Source organism: Aeromonas sp. EERV15 (assembly GCF_900079845.1).
In the GTDB taxonomy this organism is placed as follows: domain Bacteria; phylum Pseudomonadota; class Gammaproteobacteria; order Enterobacterales; family Aeromonadaceae; genus Aeromonas; species Aeromonas sobria.
In genome coordinates this window covers 100713-126905 of sequence record NZ_FKKY02000002.1, presented here as the reverse complement: position 1 = coordinate 126905, position 26193 = coordinate 100713, and the positions used below count along the sequence as shown (strand labels likewise).

Sequence of the window (26193 nt, the reverse complement as noted above, 5' to 3'; positions counted from 1 at the left end):
CCTGCCTGACTCAGGATCAGGTCTGCCGGGAGTGCGGCTCGTTGGCCGTGTCTGGTGCTGAACCTGGCGTTGGGAGTGAGTCCGATGAGTGACGGGGATCTGCTGGCGGTCTGGCTCACCCTGAAGCTTGCGGCCTGTACCACCGCGATTTTGCTGTTGCTGGCGCCGCCGCTGGCATGGTGGCTGTCGCGCAGCCAGAATCGGCTGCGACCGCTGGTGGAGGCGCTGGTGGCGCTGCCGCTGGTGCTGCCCCCCACCGTGCTGGGGTTTTATCTGCTGCTCGCCTTCTCCCCTGAATATGGCTTCGGCGCCTGGTGGCGCGACACCTTCGGCGCCCCGCTTGCCTTCAGCTTTCTCGGTCTACTGTTTGCCTCCATTCTCTATTCGTTGCCGTTTGTGGTGCAGCCGCTCACCTCCGCCTTTGTCAACATGGGCAACAAGGAGCTGGAGGCCGCCGCTACCCTGGGGCTCGGCCCGCTGGAGCGCTTCTTCCACATCATTTTGCCGATGACCCTGCCCAGTTTCGTGATGGCGGCAGCCCTCGGCTTTGCCCACACCCTGGGGGAGTTTGGTGTGGTGCTGATGATTGGCGGCAATATCCCCGGTGAGACCCAGGTGCTTTCGATTGCCCTGTTTGATCATGTGGAGGCGATGGATTACCAGAACGCCCATATTCTGGCGGGCGGCTTGATGGCCTTCTCGCTGGTGATGCTGGTGCTGGTCTACGGAGTGCTGCAGCGCAGACAGCGGAGAGTGTTTGGATGAATCAGCCAGCCACGATTTCGCCAGGCAACGCCCTGCACTGCCATGCCCTGAACCTCAGTGCCCGGCGCGTGTTTGGCCCCTTTACCCTCGATTGCGCACTGACCCTCGAGCTGGGTGGGATCCTCGGTCTGTTTGGCCCCTCCGGCTGCGGCAAGAGCACCCTGCTGCGCATCATCGCCGGGCTCGATCGCCAAAGCGGGGATCGCTTATGGTGGCGCGGGCGGGAGTGCGCCGCGCTGCTGCCCGAAGCGCGTCGTATAGGACTGGTGTTTCAGGACTCGCGGCTGTTCCCTCACCTGACGGTGCTCGGCAATCTGCAACTGGCGGCTCGCAAGGGGCGAGGGCGCTGGCAGCCCGAAGTGCTGGCGGCGCGGCTTGGCTTTGCCGATCTGTTGGGGCAGCCTGCCCATGCCCTGTCGGGTGGCCAACGCCAGCGGGTGGCATTGGGGCGGGCGCTGCAGGCCGAGCCCGATCTGCTGCTGCTCGATGAACCTTTTTCGGCGCTGGATCGGCGCAGCCGCATTCATCAGGCCCATGTGCTCAAAGGCTTGCAGCAGGAGAGCGGTATCCCGATGATCTTCGTCAGCCACGCCATGGAGGAGGTGAGCCTGCTCTGCGATCAGCTGGTGCTGCTGGAAAGTGGCAGGGTGGAGGCGCAGGGGCGGCCGAGCGAGATCTTCGCCCGCACCGATCTCTCGCTCGCCAGCCGTGACGATGCCGGGGTGATGCTGGATGCTACCCTGTCCCACTACGATGACGACGAGCAGATGGCGACCCTGCAGCTCGGCGAGCAGCGGCTGCGGGTCACCATGACCCATGTGCCGGACGAGAGCGGCCCCTTGCAGATCAAGGTGGCAGGGCGAGATGTGGTGATTGCCACAGCACCCATCGAGCACTCCAGCCTCTCCAACTGTCTCGTCACCCGTCTGCTGGCGGTGCGCGAGGTGCGCCCCGGCCAGACCCTGTTGCAGTTGGCGCTGGGTGAGCAGATACTGCTGGCCCGGATCACCAGCCGCTCCGCCAGACGCCTGGCACTGGCGCCGGAGCAGCAGATCTACGCTTATATCAAGGCGGTGAGTCTGGTCAGCGAAGGCTGATTGGGCGCCGCGCTGATAACGTGGCAGGATGGCCACGGGCAACATAACAACAAGAGATGGTTCAGGTGATGAGTCGAGAGGCAATACACTGATGCGCCGCAATCAGGTGATGAAATTCAACGGTCTTGCCCTACGCAGCGCGGGGGAGGGCCCCTTGCTGTTGCTGCTGCACGGGCTGGGCTCCTCCAGTCTCGACTGGCAGGCGCAGATCGAACGGTTTTCCGAACACTACCGGGTGGTGGCGCTGGATCTGCGCGGCCATGGCCAGAGCATGCAGGAGGGGCCGTTCGACGTATCAACCCTGGCGGCTGATGTGGCGAACTGGCTCGATGAGCAACCTGAGCCCGCCTGGGTAGTGGGATTGTCGCTGGGGGCCATGGTGGCGCTGGAGCTGGCACTGCAATTGCCGCACAAGGTGCGGGGGCTGGTGCTGGTCAACGGTTTTAGCGAGTTTCTGCTGGAGACCCCCAAAGAGCAGGAGCGCTACGCCCAGCGCCTCAAGTGGCTGCGCTGGTTTGGCATGCGGCCGCTCGCCTGGTGGCTGGGACGCGAGCTCTTCCCGGGCCCGGATCTCGCGCAGGTGCGCCATACCTTCCGGCTGCGTTTCGTGCGCAACAAAAAGAAGGTTTACAAGGCGCTGCTGGAAGCGCTCCCCGGCTGGTCAGTGCGCGCCCGGCTCGGCAGCATCTGGCAGCCGGTGGCCATCATCTCCACCAGTCACGACTACCTGCCGCTGGCCAAACGGGTGGAGCAGTTTGCCGCCCTGCCCAACGCCACTATCCACACCCCCAACGGCCACCACGCCTGGCCCGCGGAAGATCCTTCCGGTTTTAATCATTTGCTTCACTGGATTTTAGAAACCCATTAAACTTGTCGCCCTTTTAACCGTGTATGTATTGGTTCGATCGCCTTGCCAAGGGCATAAGGCAACGCAATCGGACCTATTTTTGATCTATTAACAGGTGTTTCCTCATGTCTGAAGTAATGAAAATGGCCATCGATGATGGCTCGACCAACGTCAAGGTGAGCTGGATTGAGAACAAGGTGCTCAAGACCGTCATCTCTCCCAACTCCTTTCGCAAGGACTGGAAGAGCGCCGCATTGCGTAAAGACAAGAAGATCTATAACTACGAGATAGGCAACACCAAGTACACCTACGACGCGACCTCCGATAAGTCTCTGGCAACCACCCATGTGGAGTACCAGTATGACGATCTCAACCTGCTCTCCGTTCATCATGCCCTGCTGCAGACTGGTGTGACGCCCTGCGATGTGGCCATCACCGTGACCCTGCCCATCACCGAGTTTTACAACCCTGACGATTGCCAGCGCAACGAAGAGAAGATCGAGAAGAAACGCCGTAACCTGATGCGTCCGATCACCCTTAACAAGGGTGAACTGTTCAATATCGTCAGTGTCGAAGTGATGCCGGAGAGTCTGCCTGCTGCGCTCTCCCGCCTGATTGGCTCTGGCTGCAACGAGTTCACCAAAACCCTGGTGATCGACTGCGGTGGTACCACCCTGGATATGGGGATCATCGTCGGCGAGTTTGATGATGTGTCTGATGTCTACGGCAACAACGAGATCGGTGTCTCCATGGTCACCGACGCCACCCGCAAGGCGCTGGCCGCAGCAGACAGCGACTCCAGCTATCTGGTGGCCAACGAGTTTATCAAGCGTCGCCACGACATGAGCTTTGTGCGTGATGTGGTCAACGACGAGAGCCAGATCCCCAAAATCCTCGAGAAGATGCAAAACAAAATCGACGAGCTGGGTACTCAGGTTGCACATGAAGCGAAGAAGTTTGCCAAGAATCCGAACCGTGTCTATCTGGTCGGTGGCGGTGCGTCCCTGATTTATGACGCGATCAAGGCGGCCTATCCGACCCTGGGTGACCGTGTCGAGCTGCTGGACGATGCCCAGTCCGCGCTGGCTCGCGAGATCTGCCTCTACACCACTGAAGAGGATGAAGTCTATCGCGAAGCGTCTGTGATGGCCGAGGTTGATGATGAGTAGTCAACTCAAGCGCATGACCTTCTCCATTTACATGGATCCGGGTGCGCTGGAGTCTGATCGCTATGCGGTCGGGGTATTGCAGAACTGGTATCAACGGGCGCGCAAGATCCAGGATAGCACCGAGGAGTTTGACTTCTCCAGGAGCCGTTTTCACAAGGATATCTACCTCTCCGGCATGTTCATGTACGTGCTGGCACCCAACCTCTGCAAAGCGATCGCCAATGCGTTGGGGCCGGAGCAGGTGAGCATGACTACCCTACGTCATGCCTTTGGCAGCTGTGGTTTCAATCTGGGCGAGGTGGCTGGCGATGCGCAGCCTGCCGCTGATGTGATGATCGACGAGATAGTGGCCAGGCTGGCGCCGCAGCTGGGACAGCGTGATACCACGTCACTGGTGGACGAGATTGTCAGCCGGCTTGGCGAGCAGCAACCCGCCGAGATGTGGGATGAACTCAGACAAGGACTGCCAGCCGCGCTGGATCAGGATCAGCTGGCCGAAGCCATCGCTGGCAAACTGCCATCAGCAGGGGCCGAGCAGGACCTTGCTCCCCTTGCCAGCAGTATCCAACTGCTCTCTCGTCAACTGGAAGAGCAATCCCGACTTATTCGCGAGCAGCACAGATTGATCCAGCGGCTGGCCAGTGCCCCCGCTCGACAGAATGCTGTCGGCACGGAGGCAGAACCCTTGATCGAGGATCTCTCGAGTCAGGTCGCCAATATGAAAAAGGTCAAAGCCAAGGGGATCTTCTAAGGTTCACGCAATGGCAGTAGTCAGGAATAAGAAGCATGAAACAAGTAGTATGGATGGCGTGCTGCGCCTTGCTGTTGTCGGGGTGTGCCCGGCAGACCTTCTTCGTACACGAGGGGAACCCAGGCCAGCCAACACGAGAAGTGCGCCATGATTTTGTACTGGCGGGAATTGGCCAGAGTGAAATGGTTGATGCTTCACTAGCCTGCCATAGTGACCCGAAAAAAGTGGTGAGGGTCGAAATGCAGCAGAGTCCGCAAGATGTGCTGATGGCTATCCTGACACTGGGTATTTACACCCCAAGAACGGCCCGAGTTTATTGCAATCTCTGACCTGATATTTGGTAACGTTGAGTCTCAAATAAAGCCTTGTTGCCCTGTCCGGATTTTGATAGTGTGCCAACAGCTTAGGGTTTTTCTATTTATCTTATTGATAATAAGCATGAATTTCTCTTTGTGTGGCACCGGCAAAGCCGGAAAAATAATATTGTCAGGGATAATAAAATGAAAAAAATGGTGTTGACTGCGGCCGTTGCAATGATGATTACCGGCTGTGCCCAACAGGGGTTTACCGTGCATTCCGGTAATGCAGTAGAACCCACCAAAGAAGTGACTCATCATTTCTTCATCTCCGGTTTGGGCCAGAGCAAAACCATCGATGCTGCCACCGTTTGCAATGGTGCCGACAAGGTTGTGCGTGTCGAAGCACAGCATACCTTCGTCAATGGTTTGCTGGCCGCGGTGACCTTCGGTATCTACACCCCGCGCGAGGCTCGGGTCTACTGCGCCGGTTAATCTGCGCAAGCTTGATGCCAAAAGCCGAACCACAGGGTTCGGCTTTTTTGTAGGCATCGCGCGGGTTTAAGGATGGGAGCAGACCGGGCAGTCGGGGCGCTTGGGTAGCTTCATCTCGCGGAAGGTGCCACCGAGGCCATCGATCATCAGCAGGCGGCCGCTGTAGCTTTTGCCCATGCCCGCCAGCAGTTTGATCGCCTCCAGCGCCTGCAGGCTACCCACCAGCCCCACCACGGGGGCGAGGACTCCCGCTTCGACGCAGGTGAGGGCTTGTTCGCCAAACAGGGCACTGAGGCAGGCGTAACAGGGTTCATCTTCCTGCCAGGTAAAGCTACAGAGCTGCCCCTCCAGCCGGATGGCGGCGCCACTGACCAGCGGAACCCTGTGTCGGCGTGCCTTGTGATTAAGCAGGTTGCGAATGGCCAGATTGTCAGTGCAGTCGAGAACCAGCTGATGCTGGGGCAGCAAGGCATCGAGCAGCACCTCGTCGGCCACGGCAGCGTGGGTCTCCACCTTGAGCCAGGGATTGAGCGCGCGCAGCGATTGCGCTGCTGAGTCTACTTTGTGGTGGCCGATGCGCTCATCGTTGTGCAGCACCTGACGCTGCAGGTTGGAGAGCTCCACCTTGTCGAAATCGACCAGGGTGAGCTGGCCAACCCCGGCCACCGCCAGATACTGGCTGGCGGCACAGCCAAGGCCACCCGCGCCGATCACTAGCACCCTGGCCTGCTTGAGCGCCTCCTGTCCCTCGAAGTCGAAGGATTTGAGGATGATCTGGCGGTTGTAGCGCAGCAGTTCGGCGTCGCTCAGGATCTCGCTCACAGCAGCAATCCCCCGAATGGCTCCACGGTCACTGTCTCGCCCGCGGCGACGCGGCCCCGTTCCCGTTCAAGAACGATGTAGCAGTTGGCTTGCGACAGGGAGCTGAACACGGCGGAGTCCTGCGAGCCAGTGCTGCGCACCTCGAGGCCGTTTGGCCCTTGGCTCATGATGCCGCGCTGGAAGTCGAGTCGGCCGGGGCTCTTTTTGAGTGGTTCGGCCGCAATGGCTTGCAGCTGGAGCGGGCGCTCGAAGTGCTGACCTGCCAGCTTGGCCAGCGCCGGTTGCACCAGCTGATCGAAGGTGACCATGGCGGAGACGGGGTTGCCCGGCAGGCCGAAGAACCAGGTGCGGGGCAGACGGCCAAAAGCAAACGGCTTGCCCGGCTTGATGGCCAGCTTCCAGAAGCCAATCTCGCCGAGCTCGTCCAGCAGTTGTTTGGTGAAGTCCGCTTCCCCCACCGAGACGCCGCCGGTGGTGATGAGTACATCGGCCTCTTCGTCGGCGCGTATAAAGGCAGCGCGTAGCTGGGCCGGATCGTCGGGGATGATGCCAAGGTCGAGGCAGTCGCAGCCCATGCGCGCCAGCATGGCCCGCACGCCGTAGCGGTTGGAGTCATAGATATCGCCGTGGGCAAGCGGAGTGCCGACCGGTTTGAGTTCATCACCGGTGCTGAAGATGGCCACTTTCAGCGGTCGGCGTACCGCGACGGTAGCCACGCCGAGGGAGGCCAGCAGTGGCATCTCTCTTGGGGTGAGGCGGGTACCGGCTGGCAGCACGCAGGCGCCCTTGCCGATGTCGCTACCCGCCAGCCGAATGTTCTGTCCGACGGTCGGCTCGCACAAAAAAGTGATCCGATCGCCGTCGGCCTGCGTTTCTTCCTGCATCACCACGGCATCGGTGCCTGCGGGGACCGGGGCGCCGGTCATGATCCGCACGCAGTGGCCAGCGGGCCATTCGCCCTGGTAGGGCTGGCCTGCAAAGGCTTTGCCCACCATGATGAGCGGGGTGACGGTGGCGAGATCCGCAAGGCGCACGGCGTAACCGTCCATGGCGGAGTTGTCGAAGGGGGGCACGGCGAGGGGGGAGGCGATATTGCTGGCAAGTACCCGGCCAAGAGCCTCTGGCAGGGGCAGCTGCTCGCTGTCGCAGCAGCAGGCGAGTTGCTCCAGCATCCCTTGCAGGGCATCGCTTAAGGGGAGTAGTCCGCTGGTATCAAATCCCATCGTCATGACCTCTTTCTATGATTGAAGGCGGGATTATCACAAAATTCCCCGGGGATGGGCAGGTTATCTCAAGGGAATCTCGAGGTAATCAGCGCTGAAACGGGGTGAGATGGCCATAAAGTATGAGGTGACGCACAAGTTGACTTGAATCTTGGCGGCAATGGCCGTTTACTATGCCGCCATAACAGATGGCCGTCACATCTCATGTGGCTACCATTACAGCGATGCCGTCGGCCCTGTGCGCCGCCATAACATAAGGGGTTACTCGACGAGCAGCCCTCACATAGTCCCTGAGCGTGGGAGAGAAGAGAATGACAATACTTAGTCAGGAAGCCTTGCTGGTCAGGGCCGCCCTCGAAGCCCAGGGACTGGAAACACCCCTGGTCGCCAACGAGCTGAACAGCCAGCAGAAGCGGGAGAAGATCGAAGGCCATATGCGCTCCATCATGGAGACGCTGGGGCTCGATCTGGTCGATGACAGTTTGGCCGAGACGCCGCACCGCATCGCCAAGATGTACGTCAACGAGATCTTCTCCGGCCTTGATTATTCCACCTTCCCCAAGGTGACGGTGATCGAGAACAAGATGCAGGTGGACGAGATGATCATGGTGCGGGACATCAGCCTCACCAGCACCTGTGAGCACCACTTCGTCACCATCGACGGGCTGGCCCATGTGGCCTATATCCCTCGCGGCAAGGTGATTGGCCTGTCGAAGATCAACCGCATCGTGCAGTTTTTTGCCCGCCGCCCCCAAGTGCAGGAGCGGCTGACCCAGCAGATTTTGCTGGCGCTGCAGACCCTGCTCGGCACCAAAGACGTGGCCATCAGCATCAGGGCGACCCACTACTGCGTCAAGGCGCGCGGGGTAATGGACTCTACCTCCCATACCACCACCACCTCGCTGGGTGGGGTATTCAAGACCCAGCCTGATACCCGGGCCGAATTTCTCGGTGGCCTGCGCGGATAAGATAGAGTAATGGTTATTTTGTGACCACTCATCTGAATAAACGAGACGTCAGCAACCCTTGCTGGCGTTTTTTATGGACGATGGTCAGAGATGGCGAGCCTGTATCGACCACTTTCTCTATTTTCGTAAGCGAATATTTCATGTTCGTGATCGAACGCTCAAAGTGTGAAAATCCTGACTGGTAGCTCTTCGGAACCAACCTATCTCCTCTTAAGATGCTTGCCATTACCAGCAGGGCATCATTTACAGGTTGGAGTCGCCGTGTTTCGTTCAATCAAACATCAGGTCATGTTTTTTGGTGGCTGTATTTTACTGGCTACCGTGTTGAGTGTGGTCGGGTATAGCTATCTGTCTCTTGCGACCATGCAAGGTGGTATTCAGGGCGAAATGCGCGAGACAACTCGTCAGGATGCCGGGCGATGGCTGATGGCTCTGGCTGGTCAACAAGCCGGCGAGATTGCAGGTACCTTTGAACAAGCCCTTAATACAGCAGAGACACTTGCCGCCATGCTGGCTGGCAATGTTCATCAACCCAGGCCATTGGACCGGGCTACCGTTACGGCGTTGCTCAAGGATGTTGCTGAACGGAACAGCGACTTTCTCAGTATCTACAGTGGTTGGGAGCCTAATACCTTTGATGGTCAGGACAGTGCATATCTGACTGACGGGGTACATAGCCAGGCCACTGGCAACTTTGCCCCCTATTGGAGTCGTGGCCCAGTCGGGTTCACCATCAAACCGCTGGGCGACTACTACAGCAAGAGTTTGAGCAAGACCGGTATCCGGGCATCGGAATGGTATCTCTGTCCGATGGAGGGCAAGGCTGCCTGTGCTGTCGACCCTTCCGTTTATACCGTGAATGGCCAACCGACGCTGTTGACCTCTTTTGTGGTGCCCGTTCTGGATCAGGGCCGCTATCTGGGGATGGTCGGGGTCGACTATTCCCTCAATTACTTGCAACAGTTGGCCAAGCAGGTAAGTGGCCAGGTGTTCTCTGGCCAGAGCCGGGTCAGGATCATCAGTCCACACGGCATCATCGCCGCGGATTCGGCGCAACCTGATGTGATCGGGGGGCGGCTTGAAGAGTCTGGCTTGATGGCTTTGCTCAACAAGGGAGAGGCCAGTAGTCAGCAAGTCTCGGGTCAGTTGCGCGTGCTGGTGCCAATCCATCTTAAAGGGGTTACTCAAGCCTGGGGGATCATCATAGAGGTGGCTGATACGGCGCTGTTTGCCGATGCTGATCAGGCTGAACAGGCGAGAGCCGCTGGTTTCAGCGAGAGTCTTTGGATGCAACTGCTGGTTGGGATCGTGGTGGCATGCCTTGGTCTTGTCGGCCTGGCCTGGGCTGCCGGGTCCATCTCCCGCCCGGTACAACAGACCGCCAGCATGGTCGGACGCCTTTCTGCCGCCGGAGGGGACTTGACCCAACGTCTCAATGTAATGCGCAGAGATGAGACTGGCGAGTTGGCTGAAGGGATCAACCGATTTGTCAGCACCATTCATCATATTGTGAGTGATACGGCACAAAGCGGCCGCGACCTGCAGCTCGCTGCTCGCCAATCTGCCGAGCTGGCTCAGCAAGGATTGTCCAACAGCCATCGGCAATTGGAAGAGATTGAATTGGTTGCAGCTGCCATCCATGAAATGGCCTCGACGGCGGATTCTGTCTCCAGCAGTGCACAGATTACCGCTGATGCAGTAGATGAGACCCGCAAAGCGGTACATCGAGGTCAGTATGTGGTGAGTAATTCAGCTGGCGGGATCCGTGAACTGAGTGTGCAAGTAGATGTCGTGGCACAGCGGATTGCCGAGTTGCAGCAACAGGGTCAACAGATCGGTTCGATTCTCGATGTGATCCGTACCATTTCGGAACAGACCAATTTGTTGGCTCTGAATGCAGCGATTGAGGCCGCTCGTGCCGGGGAGCATGGTCGGGGGTTTGCGGTGGTTGCGGATGAGGTGAGGGGGTTGGCGTCCAAAACCCAGGCATCAACCAAAGAGATCCAGGGCATGATCGAGCGCCTTCGTCAGACCACGGCAGAAGCTGTGAGCACCATGGGAGAGGGGAAAAACTTGAGTGAGCTGGCATTGCAGGATGCAGAGCTTGCCGTGACCGAGCTTGCGACAATCGTGATGTCGGCAGACCGGATCCAGGATATGGCGACCCAGATCGCCAGTGCGGCAGAGGAGCAGTCCAAGGTGACCGATGATATCAGTCGAAATGTCAGCAACATTCATGAAGCGGCAACCGCATCGACCCGTTTGGCTAACCAGCAGGATGAACAAAGTCAGCAGATGCATAAGTTGGCTAGCGATGTGATGGACAAGATTGGGCGCTTCCGCTATTGAGGTTGTTACTCCTTTATCGTTGAGCTTTTATCCAAAAGGCCCCTGTTTTGCACGGGGGTCATTTGGGTTGGGTGAATTTTAATCAAAAGACTCTTTCCGAACCGCAATAATCCGGCTATTCTACCGCCCTCACGTTTCTCGCTGCAGCTCATGGATTTCAGAGATATTCATCAAGGTTGGATGGTATGCCACAGATATGTGGCCAGATTGTGCATGCCTGGAGGGCATGGACCTGACGCGTGCTACTTAATTTAACGACCACCAGGATATCCCATGAATACCAGTACCATGACCATAGGTAAAAAACTCACAGCCGGCTTTGCCGTGCTCGGTTTGATGGTCGCCTTTATTGGCGGTTTTGCCCTTGTCCAGTTTGGCAATATGAATGATGTGGCAATCCGGTTTACCGACAGTATTCTGCCTGCGGTCAATCGTACCAGTGCCATCGGGGATTCTCTCGGTGAGTTGCGTCGTTATGAGCTGGGCTATTTCATGGTGGCAGCCGAGCCGCTAAAAAGGGCTGAATATCGGAATATTGCCAGTCAACAGCTTAACTCGATCACGCAGCAGTTGAGTGCCCATGACAAGACCATTTGGCCTGAGGATGTGGCGGAGCGCCGTACCTTCGATACGGTGAAATCTGACTGGGATCGTTATGTCGCCCTGCACCAGCGAGTCAAACAGCTGCAAGACAGCGAGCAGCTTGCCGAAGCCCAACGCATCTTCCTTGAGGAGGGCGTTCCCCTTTACACCGCGCTGAGCAAGTCAGTGGCCTCCCTTATCCAGATCAACCATGGTTATGCGTCTGAATCCCGCAGTGACATTGTCGAGTCTTACCAATCCGCCAAGCTGAGCGTTACAATAGCGCTGGTGCTCGGTCTGGTACTGGTGGTGGTGCTCTCTATGGTGCTGACTCGTCAGATCCGCGATCCGCTGATCATGCTGGCCCGTCAGGCCCAACGCATCGCCAATGGCGAGCTGGGGCAGGGCGAACTGCAGCAGTGGATCCGTGACAGCCGCTTCAACCGCGACGAACTGGGTCAGCTGGGATCCGCTATCAACCGGATGCAGGGTTCCCTCTCCGATCTGGTGAGCGAGATCGCCGGTTCGGTGAGCCAGCTGAGCAGCGCAGTGGAGGAGGTGAGCGCCATCTCCAGCCAGTCTGCCAGCGGCATGGCCATTCAGCAGAACGAAGTCTCCCAGGTGGCGACAGCCATGAACGAGATGCAGTCCACCGTCAATGAAGTGGCCCGCAATACCACAGATGCCATGAGCGCCGCCAAGGATGCCTCCCGCACCTCGGCCGATGGCAGCGAGGTGGTACGCAGCTCCATCGCCAGCATCGAAGAGGTGTCGGTCAAGATTGAACAGGCGGGCACCGTGGTGCAGCAGCTCGAAGCCGATAGCGCCAACATCAGCGTGGTACTGGATGTGATCCGCGATATCGCCGGTCAGACCAACCTGCTGGCCCTTAACGCTGCCATCGAAGCTGCCCGTGCCGGTGAGCAGGGTCGTGGTTTTGCGGTCGTTGCGGATGAAGTGCGCTCCTTGGCCCAGCGTACCCAGGACTCCACCGCCGAGATCAGCAAGATGATCGAGCTGCTGCAGAGCCGCGCCGCCGAGGCGGGCAACGCTATGCAGCTGAGCCGTCACCAGATGCAGGAGAGCGTAGGTCTGGCGCGGGATGCCGGTACCAGTATCGATACCATCAACGGTGCCGTAGTGCGCATTACCGACATGAATACCCTGATCGCCACCGCCACCGAAGAGCAGAACGCTGTGACCGAAGAGCTCAACCGCAGCATCGTCAACATTCACAATGCCGCAGACGAGAATGCCCAGGGCGCCCATCAGATCGCCCAGGCCTGTGGCGAACTGAGCAAGCTGGCCAACACCCTGCACCATATGACCCAACGCTTCACCCTCTAAACCGTGACGCATGGATAACAGAAGGCCCCGCCAATTGGCGGGGCCTTGTTGTATCTGGCCGGTTTGTTGATCGTAGGGTCGATTAGCGAAGCGTAATCGGCCGAAGCCAGACCCCTCACCCGACCTTTAGCTCAGTCCAATCATCTCGCCGTACTCATCGATATGACGGTCAGGAAGGGCAGGCTGCCAACAGGCTCTTCAGCTCAGGCCGATTATTTCCCCGTTCTCATCAATATCGATATGACGATAGGCCGGCAGGCTGCCCAGCCCCGGCATGGTCATGATGGGGCCCGCCAGCGCATAGACGAAGCCGGCACCGGCGCAGAGCTTCACCTCGTCGATGGGCACCTCGAAATCGGTCGGCACCCCCTTGAGGGCGGGATCATGGCTGATGGAGAGCGGCGTCTTGGCCACGCAGATGGGCAAGTGATCCCACCCTTCGGCGGAGAGTTGCGCCAGCTGCTGGCGGGCTCTGTCGGAGAGTTGCACCCCGCGGCCACCGTAGCCGCACTCCACCAGGGTCGCCAGCTTGGCTGCGAGGCTCATCTCGTCGGGGTAGAGCAGTTTCACCTTGCTAGGTTGCTCGCAGGCGGCGACCACGGCGTGGGCCAGCTCGCTGGCACCCACGCCACCTTGGGTGAAGGCATTGGAGATAGCCGCGCCACAGGCACCGGCTTGCTGCGCCTCATGGGCCAGCAGCGCCAGTTCGGCCTCGCTGTCGGTGGGGAAGCGGTTGATGGCGACCACCACCGGCACCCCGTAACGGCGGGCGTTCTGGATATGCCAGGCAAGGTTGGCGCAGCCCTGCTTGAGGGTTGGCAGATCCTCCCCTTGCAGGCTCGTCGGTAGCGGTTGGCCCGGGCGGATGTCGAGCAGACCGCTGTTAGCCTTGAGGCCGCGCACCGTGGCCACCAGTACCACGCAGGCGGGGGTGATGCCGGATTGGCGGTTCTTGATGTTGAAAAACTTCTCCAGCCCCATGTCGGAGCCAAAACCTGCCTCGGTCACCACATAGTCGGTCAGGCCAAGGGCGATGCGATCGGCGATCACCGAGGAGTTGCCGTGGGCGATATTGGCAAAGGGACCTGCGTGCACCAGCACCGGCGTCTGCTCGGTGGTCTGCATCAGGGTCGGCTGCAGGGCGTCTTTGAGCAGCACCGTCATGGCGCCTGCCACTTCCAGCTGCTGGGCGGTGACGGGCTTGCCGTGGATGTCGCGAGCCAGCTGGATGCGGCCGATGCGATCGCGCAGATCCTTGAGATCGCTTGCCAGCGCCAGAATGGCCATTAGCTCGGAGGCGGCGGTGATGACGAAGCGATCGCTGCGCTCCACACCATCGGCAGCGCCGCCCTGACCGATGGTGAGGTGGCGCAGGGCGCGGTCATTCATGTCGAGGCTGCGCGGCCAGAGGATATTGGCCGGGTCGATCTCGAGCCGTTGCAAACCGGTTCTGGCGGTGAACTCATCGCCGAGTTTTTGCTCGTGGAACAGGCGGGCATCGAGGGCTGCCGCCGCCAGATTGTGGGCCGCCGTCAGGGCGTGGAAATCGCCGGTGAGGTGGAGGTTCATCTCCTCCATCGGCACCACCTGGGCGTGGCCGCCACCGGCTGCGCCCCCCTTGACCCCGAATACCGGCCCGAGGCTTGGCTGGCGGATAGTGGCGATGCTGGGTTGGCCGATATGGTTGAGCCCCATGGAGAGGCCAAGGGTGGTCACCGTCTTCCCTTCACCGAGCGGGGTGGGGGTGATGGCGCTTACCAGCACCAGCTTGCCTTTCTGTTTGGGCTGAGACTTGAGCAGGTCGAGGCTGAGTTTGCCTTTGTAGTGGCCGTGAGGGCTGAGCAGGTGCTGGGGGATGGCGAGGCGTTCGGCCAGCGCGTGAATGGAGAGACGGGGGGACTGGCGGGAGATCTCGATATCGCTTAGCATCAGCACCTCGTTGGCATATCGGGGTAAAATATGCGGCGCAGTCTAGTGGAATATAACGGGTAATCCAATGACGAAAACGATTTTATTTGGTGAGGGCGAGGTTAGCCAGAATCCTGTTCTGCTGGATCTCAACGAACTCTATCATCCCCCCAAGCAGCCGATGACGGCGCTGGGGATCGTCAGTGCGCTGGTGCCGCTGTTCGGTTTCGGCTGGCAGGCGATGACTCAGGATCCAGAAAGCCAGCTGCGCCACGAGATCAGCAAGCGGGTCAACAAGCACAGAACCGACGAGGCGAACCTCATCCTGATCCTGCAGTTGGCCGCGATGTTTGACTGCAACGAGCTGGAGGTGGCGCTCCCCTATGTCCTCAGTGAACAGCAGTTGTCGGTGATCCGCACCCGTCTGCCACGCTGGCAATTGATACTCGAACAACAGCAGTTGCTGGCGAAGTTCATCCCCGCCGCGGCCACCGGCAAAAGCTAGGGTTTAAGCCGAACAGTCCGCGCTGGCCATCAGGCGGGCGCATCCCACTTTGCGGGGCGAGATAGCGCTCCTGCACGAACTCGATAAAGCAGCGCACCTTGGCCGAAACGAAGCGGCGGTGCGGATAGACTGCATAGAGCCCCACCTCCCCCTTGTCCCACTCCGGCAGCAGGCTTACCAGTTGCCCTGCCCGCAGGGCTTCCCCCACGATAAAGGTGGGCTGCAATATGATGCCCTGATCATCACAAGCGGCGCGGGTCAGCGCCACCCCGTTGTTGGCCCGCAGCGGCCCCTGCGGCCGGATACTTTGCGCCTCGCCCCCCTGTTTGAAGTGCCACTCCGGCTGGGTCAGGGTATAGACCAGACAGTCGTGCTGCTTGAGATCCTCCGGGCTTTGCGGTGTGCCCTTGCGAGCCAGATAGGCGGGGCTGGCGCAGAGCGCCAGCTTGATGGTGGCCAGCTGGCGCGCCACCAGCGAAGAGTCACTGAGATGGCCGATACGCAGCGCCAGATCGAACCCCTCTTCCACCAGTGCCACCCGCCGATCGCTGTACTCGATGTCGAGTTTGAGATCGGGAAAGCGCTGGCGAAACAGCGGAAGGGCGGGGGAGAGATGCAGGTAGCCAAAATCCATTGGCACCGAGAGCTTGAGGGTGCCGTGGGGTTGCTGGTTGTGGTGGGTCAGCTGGCTGTGGGTCTCTTCCAGCTCTGCCAGCAGGGCGAGGGAGCGCTGGTAGTAGAACTGGCCCGCCTCGGTGGGATTGACCTGACGGGTGGTGCGCGACAGCAGCCGGGTGGCGAGGGACTCCTCCAGCTGCTGCATCAGTTTGGAGGCCATGGCGACCGAGATGCCGAGCTGGTTGGCGGCCTTGGTAAAGCTCTGGCACTCCACCACCTTGATAAAGGTGCGCATGGCGGCGATCTGGTCCATTTTCCATCCTCAGTAAATAATGAATTTAATAAATCACTGATTATTCATCTTCAGAACGAGGTTAGCATTTTGGCCACTGATGTGAACCCCAAGATGAAGGAACGAACGGATGAAAATGACCAAGGCTCTGCTGGCCTCCTGCCTGTTTATGGCAACCCCTCTGATGGCGGCGGATTACGATGTGGATGCGGCGCACACCACGGTGCAGTTCAAGGTGGGTCACCTGGGCTTCTCCGAGCTGGTGGGTCACTTCAACACCTTCAGCGGTACCTTCAGCATGGATGACGCCAACCCGGCGGCGGCCAAGGCGAGCTTTGAAGTGGATGCCGCCAGCGTCGATTCCAACCACGAGGCCCGCGACAAGCACCTGCGCAGCCCTGACTTCCTCGATGTGAAGCAGTATCCCAAGATGACCTTCGTCAGCTCCGCTTACGAGGGCACCAAGGATAAAGGCGTGCTGAAAGGGACCCTGACCCTGCACGGCGTTTCCAAGGAAGTGGCCTTCGATCTGGTCAAGATCGGTGAGGGCAAGGATCCCTGGGGCGGTTACCGCAGCGGCTTCAACGCCTCCACCACCATCAAGCGCAGTGACTTTGGCGTGAGCTACATGCTGCCCGGCATCCCGGACCAGATGAACATCAACCTGTTTGTCGAAGGCGTGCGCAAGTAATGGGCGCGGAACTTCTGCTGCAAACCCTGGCGGCTCCTCTGGGAGCCGCTTTGCTATCGTGGCGCTGGCCGCGACTGGGGTATCTGTGGGGGGCGCTGGCGCTCTGGCTGGTGGGATCCTTGCTCGGCGGCCTCTATGGCATCCCGGCCAAGGCGTGGCAGTGGCTGCCGCTGACCTTGCTGGTGCCTGCCATCGCGGCTCAGGTAAGCGACCTGCGCGGCTCGCTGCTGCTCTTTGCCGTTATCAGTGCGCTGGTGTGGTGGCAGGGATTGGCCTCGGTACTGGCCAGCGAGCCGATGATCTGGCTGGCGCTGCTGCCCGCCATCCTCTGGTTTGGCTGGAGCGGTCTGCGTGGTGACAGCCACGAGGGGCTTGGCTTTGCCCTCGGCTTTATCTGGCTGGCGCTGGTGATCGGCATCGATGGCAGCCTGCTGATTGCCCAGCTGGCCGGTGCGCTGGCGGCTTTCGCCGGTTTTCGCGTCCTGCTCGCCACCTTTGTTGGCATCAAGGTGGCCCCCGCCGGTCTGGCGCTGGCCCTCGCTTTTGTCCAGATGCTCGCCTGGCAATATGTGGAGGTGCCGCTGGTGGTGTTGCTGCCGGTCTGGCTGCTGCCGCTGCTGGAGTGGGCTTTGCGTGACAAGCGGTTGCCGCTGCGCTGGGGGGCACTGATCCTGCTCGCTGCCGCGGGAACCGGACTGAGCCTGTGGTGGGTGTGGCCTGCTGCTTCTTTGTACTGATTTTTGCATGAAAAACAGGCAATTACAGTCATTTTTGCATACCCGCTCATACTCTTGGCAGATAATGATTGAGCCCCCTATGTGTTTCAGATAAAAAGGATTTTCAATTTATTTGGACACACACAGAACCCGGTTATGCCGGGTTCTGTGTGTTTGCTTGCAGCACACTCTTTGCGGCACATAAGGAGGCCACAGTTGCGCAGTCAAGGATCTGAGCATCTGTTTTTTCGCCATTTCACCGGACAGGGACGCATCGACGGGCTCTGCATTCTGCTGGTCACTCATCTGCTGCCCGATCGCCCCCGTTTTATCGACGCCCTCGGTCAAATTGGACGGATCGGCGCCATTTTGCCCAAACCGAAATCGGTACATGGCCCGACCCTGGAGTGGGTATCCCAGCACTATCCGGTGCTGCCCCTCAACCGGCACTGGACCAATGATCCCGACAGCCTCATCCAGCAGATTGCCCCGCTGGTGGCCCCCCACGAGCGGTTGCTTATCCTCGATATCGGCGGTTACTTCGCCAGAACCCAGATGATCTTGAGCGAGTATTTCGGTCCCCGTTTCCTCGGGGTGGTAGAGATGACCGAGAACGGCCATCAGCGCTATGAGCAGGAGGTGCTGGCGACCCCGGTGGTGTCGGTGGCACGCAGCCCCCTCAAGCAGGCTGAGGATATCCAGATTGGTCTGAGCGTGGTCTACTCCGCCGAGTCGCTGGCGCGCACCCTCAACCGCACCTTCAACGTCTGCGAAGCCGTGCTGTTTGGCTATGGCAAGGTGGGGCGCAGCATTGCCCGCGACCTGCGTGGTCGCAACCTCCATCTCGGGCTGGTGGAGACCGATGTGCTGCGACAGGTCGAGGCGCTCTCCCACGGTTTTCGCTTGATCACCAAGGCCGAGGCCCTCGGCCGTGCCGAGCTGGTGATCTGCTCCACCGGCAACGGCTCGCTGGACTTGGCGGATCTGCAAGCGCTGCGCCCCGGCACCATGGTGGCCTCGGTCACCTCGGCTGACGACGAGTTTGCCTTCTCGCTGGCCCAACTGCCGTGGCCGAGCGAAGAGGTGTGCCCCCACGTGCTGGCCCTCAATCGGCCGGATGGCACCCAGATCTACCTGCTCAACCGGGGCGAGGCGGTCAACTTCGTCCATGGCGCCGTGATTGGTGAATATGTCTATCTGGTGCTGGCGGAGATCATGGAAGGGATCCGGATGCTAGCGGCAGGCCCCCTTGCCCCCGGCCTGTTCGAGCTGCCAGAATCGGCGATGCGTACCATTGCCCGCCATTGGCTGGCCGATTTTCATGGTGTTGACCAGCACTGATTTGACCAAACCGGGAGCGGCCATTGGGCGGCGGTACGCCACTTCCTGCCATTGGCCGATTTTTTATGGAGTCCCTCATGACCGAATCCGAAACCCTGATCAGCAAACCCCGCATCGAGATCCGCTACTGCACCCTCTGTCGCTGGATGTTGCGCGCCGCTTGGCTGGCGCAGGAGCTGCTTTCCACCTTCGACAGCGATCTGGGGGAGGTGGCGTTGGTGCCGGCCAGCAAGGGGGAGTTTCGCATTCTGGTCAACGGGGTGCAGGTGTGGGATCGGGTGGTGGATGATGGCTTCCCCGAGGCCAAGGAGATCAAACAGCGGGTGCGTGATGTCATCGCCCCTGATAGGGATCTCGGCCACTCGGATCGCAAGACGGCCGAGTAGCAGCTGACGCGTCGTCAGCAAAACAAAAACAGAAAAGGAGAGGGAGGCCATGGCCTCCCTCTCCTTTTTTAGTTTCCCGCCTGCGGGGATGGTCTATCCGGGCGGGTTGTCCGGCTCCGCCATTCTGTAGCCAAGGCGCTATGCGCGCCAAGCAGCGGTCAGGCGCACCAGCTCCACCAGAGTGGCGACCGATTTTTCCATGGATTGCAGCGGGATGAACTCGTGCTTGCCGTGGAAGTTGTGGCCACCGGTGAAGAGGTTGGGGCAGGGCAGACCCATAAAGGAGAGGCGGGCGCCATCGGTACCGCCGCGAATGGGCTTGATCTTCGGCACCACGTCGGCGGCCTCCATGGCCGCCTTGGCCAGCTGGACTATGTGCATGTGCGGCTCAATCTGGCTGCGCATGTTGCGATAGCTGTCGGTCAGGGTCAGCTCGATGCGGGCCTTGGGATACTCGGCCTGCATGGCGGCCACCCGGCTCTCCATTTCGGCCTTGCGCGCGGCGAACTGCTGGTCGTCGAAGTCACGGATGATGTAGTGCAGGGTGCTCTCCTCCACGGTGCCGCTCATCTGGGCCAGATGGAAGAAGCCCTCATACCCTTCGGTACACTCCGGGGTTTCGGCGGCGGGCATGGCGGCGTGGAAGCGGGCGGCCAGGGTCTGGCTGTTGATCATGCTGCCCTTGGCGGTGCCGGGGTGGACGTTGTTGCCGACAAAACGCAGGTTGGCGCTGGCGGCGTTGAAGTTCTCATACTCCAGCTCCCCCAGTTCGCCGCCATCCACGGTATAGGCCCACTTGGCCGGGAATCTGTCCAGCGGGAACAGGTTGGCGCCGCGGCCGATCTCTTCATCCGGAGTGAAGCCGACCCAGATATCGCCGCGCGGGATCTCGGGGTGAGCCTGCAGGTGGTCGATGGCGGTAAGGATCTCGGCAATGCCTGCCTTGTCGTCGGCGCCCAGCAGGGTGGTGCCGTCGGTGGTGATGAGATCCTGACCCAGATAGTTTTTCAGGAAGCGGTAGTCACGGATGGCGAGCACCTCGTCACCCTTGCCAAGGCAGATGTCGCCGCCCTGATAATTTTCAATGAGCTGGGGTACCACGTGCTCCGCCTCGTAGTCGGCGGTATCCATGTGGGCAATCAGGCCGATGGCGGGGGCATCTGGCTGGTTGCCTGGCAGGCAGCCGGTGAGGTAGCCGTGCTCATCCAAAGTGACTTGGGTCAGCCCCAGCGCTGTCATCTCCTCCTGCAGGGCACGGGCAAAGATCAGCTGGCCTTCGCTGCTGGGGCAGGCAGGATTGGTCTCATCGGAGCGGGTATGAAAAGTCACGTAACGCAGAAAACGCTCAAGCAGGGTATCCATTAGTCAGCCTCTAACCGATTGTGAGCGGTCATTGTGGCCAATCCGTGTCGGCCACTCATTGCGTCAGCGCAGGTTTTTCCCATTTTTTGACGCACAGCGCGGCGGTGCACCGAATGGCCGTCGGGTACCCGTGGCGTGCCGGTGCGCATAAAATGTGGCGTTATCGCGATATTTAGGCGCTTGGGGTGGGGGTGAAATTCCCCCCAGCCACCGCACGGCAAGGCGTCAGCCTTGCCGTGTCGTTTTAACACACTTTTCAAGGGGAAATAGCCGCATCGCATAACCAGTGCCACCCCAGAGCCCGCCTGCCCGCCAGCAAGATTTCATCCCTTGGTTAAAAGGGGATTTTGAGCACTCTTTTTTATTGTCACTGCCTGCGGTAAGTGTGTACACTCCGCGCCGATCCAAGGGCAACTCTGAAGCAGGCAGCGCCGCCAGATACCCGACCGATCATACGCCTATAGGGCGAGGCACGCAGAAACGACAGACACTGCTGGGCATGGTTTCTTTAATACCGGTTAGGCTCCGGTATCAGGGAGAGCAACAGACTCTCATCGTTCATTTGACCGAGTGGGCCAATGGCTCATCATCTTCCCTTGTCATGGGTGGTCACTTGATGTGAGCTGGGCTGTGGTTGTTGTCGTCTATCAACACGCATGCGTGCTGGCGTCTTCGCTTCTCTTCCTTGAAACCCTCTCCTTCTGTCGTGATGGCTGCCGAATGATGAACTGACGGCGTGGCTGATGTTGTCTGTCATCAAAGTACCGCGGCGCCCCGTTTCAGGTGGCACCGCATACCGTTGAGCTTGATGTAAAGCCACCAGCCCCACATCAAGACTCGTTACTTCCCAAAATCCACCAGACAGCGTTGGCTTGCCACGATGTAAAGAAAGAGGGTCTGGATGTGATAGAGGGTAACGAAGGCGACTTCTGGTCGCTCATTTGCGAGGCATAGCCCATGACTAACTGGTCCAGCAAGGACTCCTTGAAGGTCTACAACGTTCCCTACTGGGGTGCGGGTTTTTTCAATATCAATGACGCCGGTCAGGTGACCGTTGCTCCCGACAAGTCACGCCCTGATGCACATATTGTCATCTCTGATGCCATCGAACAGCTGCGTCAATCCGGGCTGACTACCCCCGTGTTGCTGCGTTTCCCCGACATCCTCAAGAGCCGGGTCGATGCACTGTTCAACGCCTTTGGTCAGGCCATCGAGAAGTCAGGCTATCAAGGGGAGTACCTCTGCGTTTACCCGATCAAGGTAAACCAGCAGCGTCGCGTCATCGAGACCATCAGCCAGTCCTACAGCGACAAGCCCCGGCTTGGCCTGGAAGCTGGGTCCAAACCGGAACTGCTGGCCGTGCTGTCCCATCACCATGATCAAGGATCGGTGATCGTCTGTAACGGTTACAAAGACCGCGAATATATTCGCCATGCCCTGCTCGGCAACCTGATGGGCCACAAGGTCTACATCGTGGTAGAGAAGCCCTCCGAGCTCGAGATGGTGCTGGACGAGTCAGCTCGCCTCAACATCAAGCCCAACATCGGGGTGCGCGCCAAGCTTGCCTCCACCGGCTCCGGCATGTGGGAATCGAGCGGCGGTTCCATGTCCAAATTCGGCCTCTCAGCCTCCCAGATCCTGGCGCTGGTCGAGCGTCTGCGCAGCCTGGACAAGCTGGATTGCCTGCAACTGCTGCACTTCCATCTGGGCTCCCAGATCGCCAACATCCGCGACATTCAGGGCGGGATCCGCGAGTGCGGCCGCTTCTATTCCGAATTGCGTCGTTTGGGTGTGCCCATCGATGTGGTCGACGTTGGCGGCGGTTTGGGTGTGGACTATGAGGGCACTCGCTCCCAGAGCCACTGCTCCGCCAACTACAGCCTCTCCGAGTACGCCAACAACGTGGTATGGGGCATCGGTGATGTCTGCCGTGAGTTCGACCTGCCGCACCCCACCATCATCAGCGAGTCTGGCCGTGCCCTGACCGCTCACCACGCCGTTCTGGTCACCAATCTGATTGGTGCCGAAGGGGTGGAGATGAGCGATATCAGCGCGCCGGACGAAGATGCCCCCACCATTTTGCAGAACATGTGGAAAGGTTGGCTGGATCTGCGCAGCGAAGATCCCTCCCTGCTGGAAATCTTCCACGACTCGGTGGCAGATCTGGGCGATGTGAACACCCAGTACACCATGGGCCTGCTCAACCTGGAGCAACGTGCCTGGGCCGAGATGCTGCACCAGAACACCTGTCTGGCACTCAAAGAGCTGCTCAACCCGGTCAACCGCAACCACCGTGCGCTGGCGGACGAGCTCTCCGAGAAGCTGGCGGACAAGTGCTTTGCCAACTTCTCCCTGTTCCAGTCCCTGCCAGATGCCTGGGGTATCGGTCAGGTGTTCCCGGTGATGCCGCTGACCGGGCTTGAGCGTCCGCTCACTCGTCGTGGCATCCTGATGGATATCACCTGCGACTCTGACGGTCAGGTGGAGCACTACGTCGACGGTCTGGGGGTCGAGAGCACCCTGCCGATGCCGGAGTATGCCGAGAACGAAGTGTGTCACGTCGGCTTCTTCCTGGTCGGTGCCTATCAGGAGATCCTCGGCGATCTGCACAACCTGTTCGGTGATACTCACTGCGCCGAAGTATGGTTGGATGACGAAGGCAAGATGGACATTCGCAACATAGTGCGCGGCGACACCGTCGACCAGCTGCTGCGTTACGTCAACATCGATCCGTCAGTGATCCGCGAGAGCTATCAGCGGATCTCCGCCCATCCGGCGCTGGACGAGGCCACCCGCAAAGCCCTGCTCGACGAGCTGGAGCTGGGTCTGCAAGGCTACGCCTATCTGGAAGACGAAGAGTAAAGTCTTTGGCTTGTGCTTCCGCAGTCGCGGGGATGAAAAAACGGCGCCTTCGGGCGCCGTTTTTGTTGGTGGCTATCGCCACAGGGAACAGGGTGATGCCAGTATTGTGACTACGGATTTTTGTCAACGGCGGGTCTTGCGGCCCCATAGCCCCTTACCGATCTCCAGCATTGCGACGGCTGCGGCGTAGGTGCTATCGGACTTGCCTATCTCATCCGCCACATAGAGAAAATTGGATTGGTACTTCTCGACGGCCTCTCGCGGGCTGGTTGCGTCAATAAAGTCCTCCTCCACCTCAAACCCTTGCGTCAGCAACGCCGCCTTTTCACTCAGAAAAGTCGGGGATGCCATGTCGATAAAGGTGTATTGCTGCCGATTGGATGCCGGAATGGTAAAAAACTGGTATCTGGCCATGGGTAAATCCTTGTCTGAAGCGGGTGATAGATGAAGTGACGCTGGTTTTATCTGTGGCTGGCAGGCGGCTTGCCTTGACATCGCAGACAGTCCGCGTCGGAAATGCCGCATTTTGTTTTCGTTCGAGACTACTTTCTCGATGTCTGCCGAGCAAGTGGGGCATAGGGATTTTCTGGATGACCTGTTCATCTGCAGCCGCGTGGGCAGGCGCGAGGCTGGGATGATGCCGGGCTCATATTGAGCCCAGCTTGTTAGCGCGGGGTTACAGCACGAAGCTCTGCACCATGGCGCGCAGCTGTTCGGTGAGCTGGTGGATCTGGCGGGCGGCATCACGGGCGGCGTTGGCCACTTGCAGTGCCTCGTCGCTGCCATCGGAGATGCGCACCACGTTGCGTTCGATCTCGTTGACCACGGCGCCTTGTTGCTCGATGGCGCTGGCGATGATGGCGTTGGTATCGACCATCTGATCCACCTTCTCGGTGATGGCGCCGAAGGCCTGTTTCGCCTCCTGCGCCAGACCGACTCCCTCCTGCGCTTCATGGCTGGCCGCCGACATGGCGGTGACCGAGGCACGGGCGCCGGATTGCAACTGTTCAATCATCTGTTGGATCTCGACGGTGGCCCCCTGGGTACGGTTGGCCAGGGAGCGCACCTCGTCGGCCACCACCGCAAAGCCGCGACCCTGCTCACCGGCCCGGGCCGCTTCGATGGCGGCATTGAGGGCCAGCAGGTTGGTCTGTTCGGCGATGCCGCGGATCACGCTGATGACGCCGCCAATCTGGCTGCACTGCTGCTCCAGCTGACCTATGGTGTCGGCGGTGCGCAACACCTCGCGGTTGATATGGTCGATAGCCTTGATGGTGCGCTCCACCACATCTTCACCCTGACCGACCACGTTCTGCGCCTCCTGCGTCATGCGGGCGGCTTGCAGGGCGTTACCCGCCATGTCCTGGGAGGTGGCGGCCAGCTCTTTGATGGCGGTGGCGACCTGATGGGTCTCCCCTTGCTGATCGGCAATCACCTCCTGCGAGCGGCAGGTGCGCGCTTCGATGTCGGTGGCGCTCTCCACCACGGTGACGCCATTCTCCCGCACCCGCAGCATCAGGGTGCGCAGGGTTTCCAGGGTTACGTTGTAATCCCGGCTGATGGCGGCCAGCTCGTCCTGACCGACGATCTCGATATGTTGGCTGAGATCTCGGGCGTTGACCCGGGCGGCAATATCACGCACCCGCCCCACGGTTTCGCGCAGGGAGAGATAGGCGCCGATCATCAGGTAGAGGTAGAGCAGCAAGCTGGCAGTCAGCGGCGCGGTGACCCACCAGAAGTGGCGTTGGTTGGCCTCCAGCCGCTGGTGCAGATCAGCCTCCAGCCGCTGGCGCACATGGCCTGCCAGTGCGGTGATAGCGCCATCCATGTTATCCCCCAGTGCCTGCACCTCCTTGGTGGAGAGCTGCACCAGCTGATCCTTCATCATCTTGTTTTCCATGGTCTCGACCCCCTGACGCACCAGTTGCATCAGGGCATCGGTCTGCTGGCCCAGTTCGGCGCGGTAGGCCGGTTCGATCTGATAGAGCAGGGTCAGGTCAGCTTCCAGTTCCTGCAGGGTAGCGTTGATAAGGTCGAGACGAAAACGCAGGCCGCTGTAGCCCTCTGCCTGAAACAGGCCGAAGTCGGCGATAGTGGCGGCGCGATCCCGCACCTGGGCCAGCAGGTCGCGCAGCTGTGGCAACCGCTCGCTGGTGAGGATCACCATGTAGTAGGTGCCGAGCGCCGGATCCTGAATAAGGCTGCTGGAGGCGGTGATGTGCTTGTAGAGGTGGCGCACCTCGGTCAGCAGCTTGTCGTGGCGCAGGTTGCTCTGCTCCACCTCCAGCTTGCCCGCTTCACTCTGCAGGGCGGCCCAGCCCTGCTGGAGCACCTCAAAGGAGGGGTTGTTCTGGCGAGTGTCAGCAAAGGCTTGCAAGCTCTGATCTACCGCTTGCGCGGCCGTCTTGACCTGATCGTCACCGACCGGATCCACCTCATAGGCGTGGCGGGTCACCAGATTGCGATGGGCGAGCAGGGCCTGTTCGATGGCGGGAACGGGGGCGAGATTGACCACCCCCGCCAGCTCCCGGTTGGCCTGCTCGCTGTCATCCTGCAGCCGCCCCAGCAGATTGGCCATGCTGTAGGCCAGCGGCAGCAGCATCAGGCAGGACCAGAGCAGGAATTTGTATTTGAAGGAGAGCTGATTGCCCAGCCGGATGGCGGGGTTGAAAATCCATTTCATGTTAAGCCTCGATACCTGAGTGCGGGCGTGATGGGTGCTGCCTGAATAGTACTCTGAGCGGCTCCCCCTTGGGTGAGGCCCGATTGCAAGTTGTGATCCCCTTGGCTTTTTGTCTCTG

General features: G+C 59.9%; 22 protein-coding genes and 1 pseudogene. 16 read left to right on the top strand and 7 right to left on the bottom strand.

Features of this window, described 5'->3' with window-relative positions; translation table 11 throughout:
• The first annotated feature begins 84 nt into the window (after positions 1-84).
• The 7 genes from modB (at position 85) to BN4575_RS02415 (ending at position 5420) form a co-directional block, all read left to right on the top strand.
• Positions 85-765, top strand: a complete 681-nt coding sequence (gene modB, locus BN4575_RS02445; RefSeq protein WP_068976997.1) for a molybdate ABC transporter permease subunit — start codon at positions 85-87, stop codon at positions 763-765.
• Positions 762-1862, top strand: a complete 1101-nt coding sequence (gene modC / locus BN4575_RS02440) for a molybdenum ABC transporter ATP-binding protein (RefSeq protein ID WP_068976996.1) — start codon at positions 762-764, stop codon at positions 1860-1862. The genes modB and modC overlap by 4 nt, the downstream gene beginning before the upstream one ends.
• 91 nt (positions 1863-1953) lie before the next feature.
• Positions 1954-2730, top strand: a complete 777-nt coding sequence (locus BN4575_RS02435; protein WP_068976995.1) for an alpha/beta fold hydrolase — start codon at positions 1954-1956, stop codon at positions 2728-2730.
• A gap of 104 nt (positions 2731-2834) precedes the next feature.
• Positions 2835-3878 carry a plasmid segregation protein ParM domain-containing protein gene (parM, locus tag BN4575_RS02430; protein WP_256028871.1) on the top strand — a complete coding sequence of 348 codons (1044 nt, stop codon included), beginning with the start codon at positions 2835-2837 and terminating at the stop codon, positions 3876-3878.
• Positions 3868-4629 (top strand): hypothetical protein, encoded by a 762-nt coding sequence (locus BN4575_RS02425; protein WP_256028869.1) that lies wholly within the window; start codon positions 3868-3870, stop codon positions 4627-4629. Before parM ends, BN4575_RS02425 begins: the two co-directional genes overlap by 11 nt.
• A 35-nt stretch (positions 4630-4664) precedes the next feature.
• Entirely contained in the window at positions 4665-4958 is a 294-nt protein-coding gene (locus BN4575_RS02420) for a Bor family protein (protein ID WP_068976994.1), read from the top strand.
• Between the two features lie 171 nt (positions 4959-5129).
• Positions 5130-5420 carry a Bor family protein gene (locus BN4575_RS02415; RefSeq protein ID WP_068976993.1) on the top strand — a complete coding sequence of 97 codons (291 nt, stop codon included), beginning with the start codon at positions 5130-5132 and terminating at the stop codon, positions 5418-5420.
• 66 nt (positions 5421-5486) lie between these two features.
• On the opposite strand, the gene moeB is transcribed toward BN4575_RS02415, so the two are convergent.
• Positions 5487-6242 (bottom strand): molybdopterin-synthase adenylyltransferase MoeB, encoded by a 756-nt coding sequence (gene moeB, locus BN4575_RS02410; RefSeq protein ID WP_068976992.1) that lies wholly within the window; start codon positions 6240-6242, stop codon positions 5487-5489.
• Complete coding sequence (gene moeA / locus BN4575_RS02405; RefSeq protein ID WP_068976991.1) at positions 6239-7465, bottom strand: molybdopterin molybdotransferase MoeA; 1227 nt, start codon at positions 7463-7465, stop codon at positions 6239-6241. Before moeA ends, moeB begins: the two co-directional genes overlap by 4 nt.
• Before the next feature lie 311 nt (positions 7466-7776).
• Between moeA and folE the strand changes: the two genes are divergently transcribed.
• The 3 genes from folE to BN4575_RS02390 all read left to right on the top strand — a co-directional run bounded on the left by folE (position 7777) and on the right by BN4575_RS02390 (position 12711).
• Positions 7777-8433 (top strand): GTP cyclohydrolase I FolE, encoded by a 657-nt coding sequence (folE, locus tag BN4575_RS02400; protein WP_068976990.1) that lies wholly within the window; start codon positions 7777-7779, stop codon positions 8431-8433.
• Between the two features lie 165 nt (positions 8434-8598).
• On the top strand, positions 8599-10782 hold the full coding sequence (locus tag BN4575_RS02395; protein WP_256028868.1) for a methyl-accepting chemotaxis protein: 2184 nt from the start codon (positions 8599-8601) through the stop codon (positions 10780-10782).
• A gap of 273 nt (positions 10783-11055) precedes the next feature.
• Positions 11056-12711 carry a methyl-accepting chemotaxis protein gene (locus BN4575_RS02390; protein ID WP_068976989.1) on the top strand — a complete coding sequence of 552 codons (1656 nt, stop codon included), beginning with the start codon at positions 11056-11058 and terminating at the stop codon, positions 12709-12711.
• 198 nt (positions 12712-12909) lie between these two features.
• Here the strand turns inward: BN4575_RS02390 and BN4575_RS02385 are convergent, their stop codons facing one another.
• The gene (locus BN4575_RS02385) at positions 12910-14640 is read right to left on the bottom strand and encodes a formate--tetrahydrofolate ligase (protein ID WP_068976988.1); all 1731 of its coding nucleotides are present in this window, start codon (positions 14638-14640) and stop codon (positions 12910-12912) included.
• Positions 14641-14707: 67 nt separating this feature from the next.
• Between BN4575_RS02385 and BN4575_RS02380 the strand changes: the two genes are divergently transcribed.
• Positions 14708-15124: a hypothetical protein gene (locus tag BN4575_RS02380; protein WP_068976987.1), complete on the top strand. Its 417-nt coding sequence runs from the start codon at positions 14708-14710 to the stop codon at positions 15122-15124.
• Between the two features lie 52 nt (positions 15125-15176).
• Here the strand turns inward: BN4575_RS02380 and BN4575_RS02375 are convergent.
• A pseudogene (locus BN4575_RS02375) lies at positions 15177-16055 on the bottom strand (LysR family transcriptional regulator); the annotation flags it as partial.
• 109 nt (positions 16056-16164) lie between these two features.
• Here BN4575_RS02375 and BN4575_RS02370 point away from each other — a divergent pair.
• The 4 genes from BN4575_RS02370 (at position 16165) to BN4575_RS02355 (ending at position 19168) form a co-directional block, all read left to right on the top strand.
• Positions 16165-16725: a YceI family protein gene (locus BN4575_RS02370; protein ID WP_068976986.1), complete on the top strand. Its 561-nt coding sequence runs from the start codon at positions 16165-16167 to the stop codon at positions 16723-16725.
• Entirely contained in the window at positions 16725-17462 is a 738-nt protein-coding gene (locus BN4575_RS02365; protein WP_068976985.1) for a hypothetical protein, read from the top strand. Before BN4575_RS02370 ends, BN4575_RS02365 begins: the two co-directional genes overlap by 1 nt.
• Positions 17463-17657: 195 nt before the next feature.
• Positions 17658-18782 (top strand): adenosylhomocysteinase, encoded by a 1125-nt coding sequence (locus BN4575_RS02360; RefSeq protein ID WP_068976984.1) that lies wholly within the window; start codon positions 17658-17660, stop codon positions 18780-18782.
• A gap of 77 nt (positions 18783-18859) precedes the next feature.
• Positions 18860-19168 (top strand): SelT/SelW/SelH family protein, encoded by a 309-nt coding sequence (locus BN4575_RS02355; RefSeq protein WP_068976983.1) that lies wholly within the window; start codon positions 18860-18862, stop codon positions 19166-19168.
• 138 nt (positions 19169-19306) lie between these two features.
• Here the strand turns inward: BN4575_RS02355 and pepT are convergent, their stop codons facing one another.
• Entirely contained in the window at positions 19307-20530 is a 1224-nt protein-coding gene (gene pepT / locus BN4575_RS02350; RefSeq protein ID WP_068976982.1) for a peptidase T, read from the bottom strand.
• Positions 20531-21487: 957 nt separating this feature from the next.
• Here pepT and speA point away from each other — a divergent pair.
• Entirely contained in the window at positions 21488-23392 is a 1905-nt protein-coding gene (speA, locus tag BN4575_RS02345) for a biosynthetic arginine decarboxylase (protein WP_068976981.1), read from the top strand.
• Positions 23393-23515: 123 nt separating this feature from the next.
• On the opposite strand, the gene BN4575_RS02340 is transcribed toward speA, so the two are convergent.
• Both BN4575_RS02340 and BN4575_RS02335 read right to left on the bottom strand, forming a co-directional pair.
• On the bottom strand, positions 23516-23806 hold the full coding sequence (locus BN4575_RS02340; RefSeq protein WP_068976980.1) for a hypothetical protein: 291 nt from the start codon (positions 23804-23806) through the stop codon (positions 23516-23518).
• A gap of 262 nt (positions 23807-24068) precedes the next feature.
• A complete protein-coding gene (locus tag BN4575_RS02335) occupies positions 24069-26075 on the bottom strand; it encodes a methyl-accepting chemotaxis protein (RefSeq protein ID WP_068976979.1) in 2007 nt (668 codons plus the stop codon).
• Positions 26076-26193 lie beyond the last annotated feature (118 nt).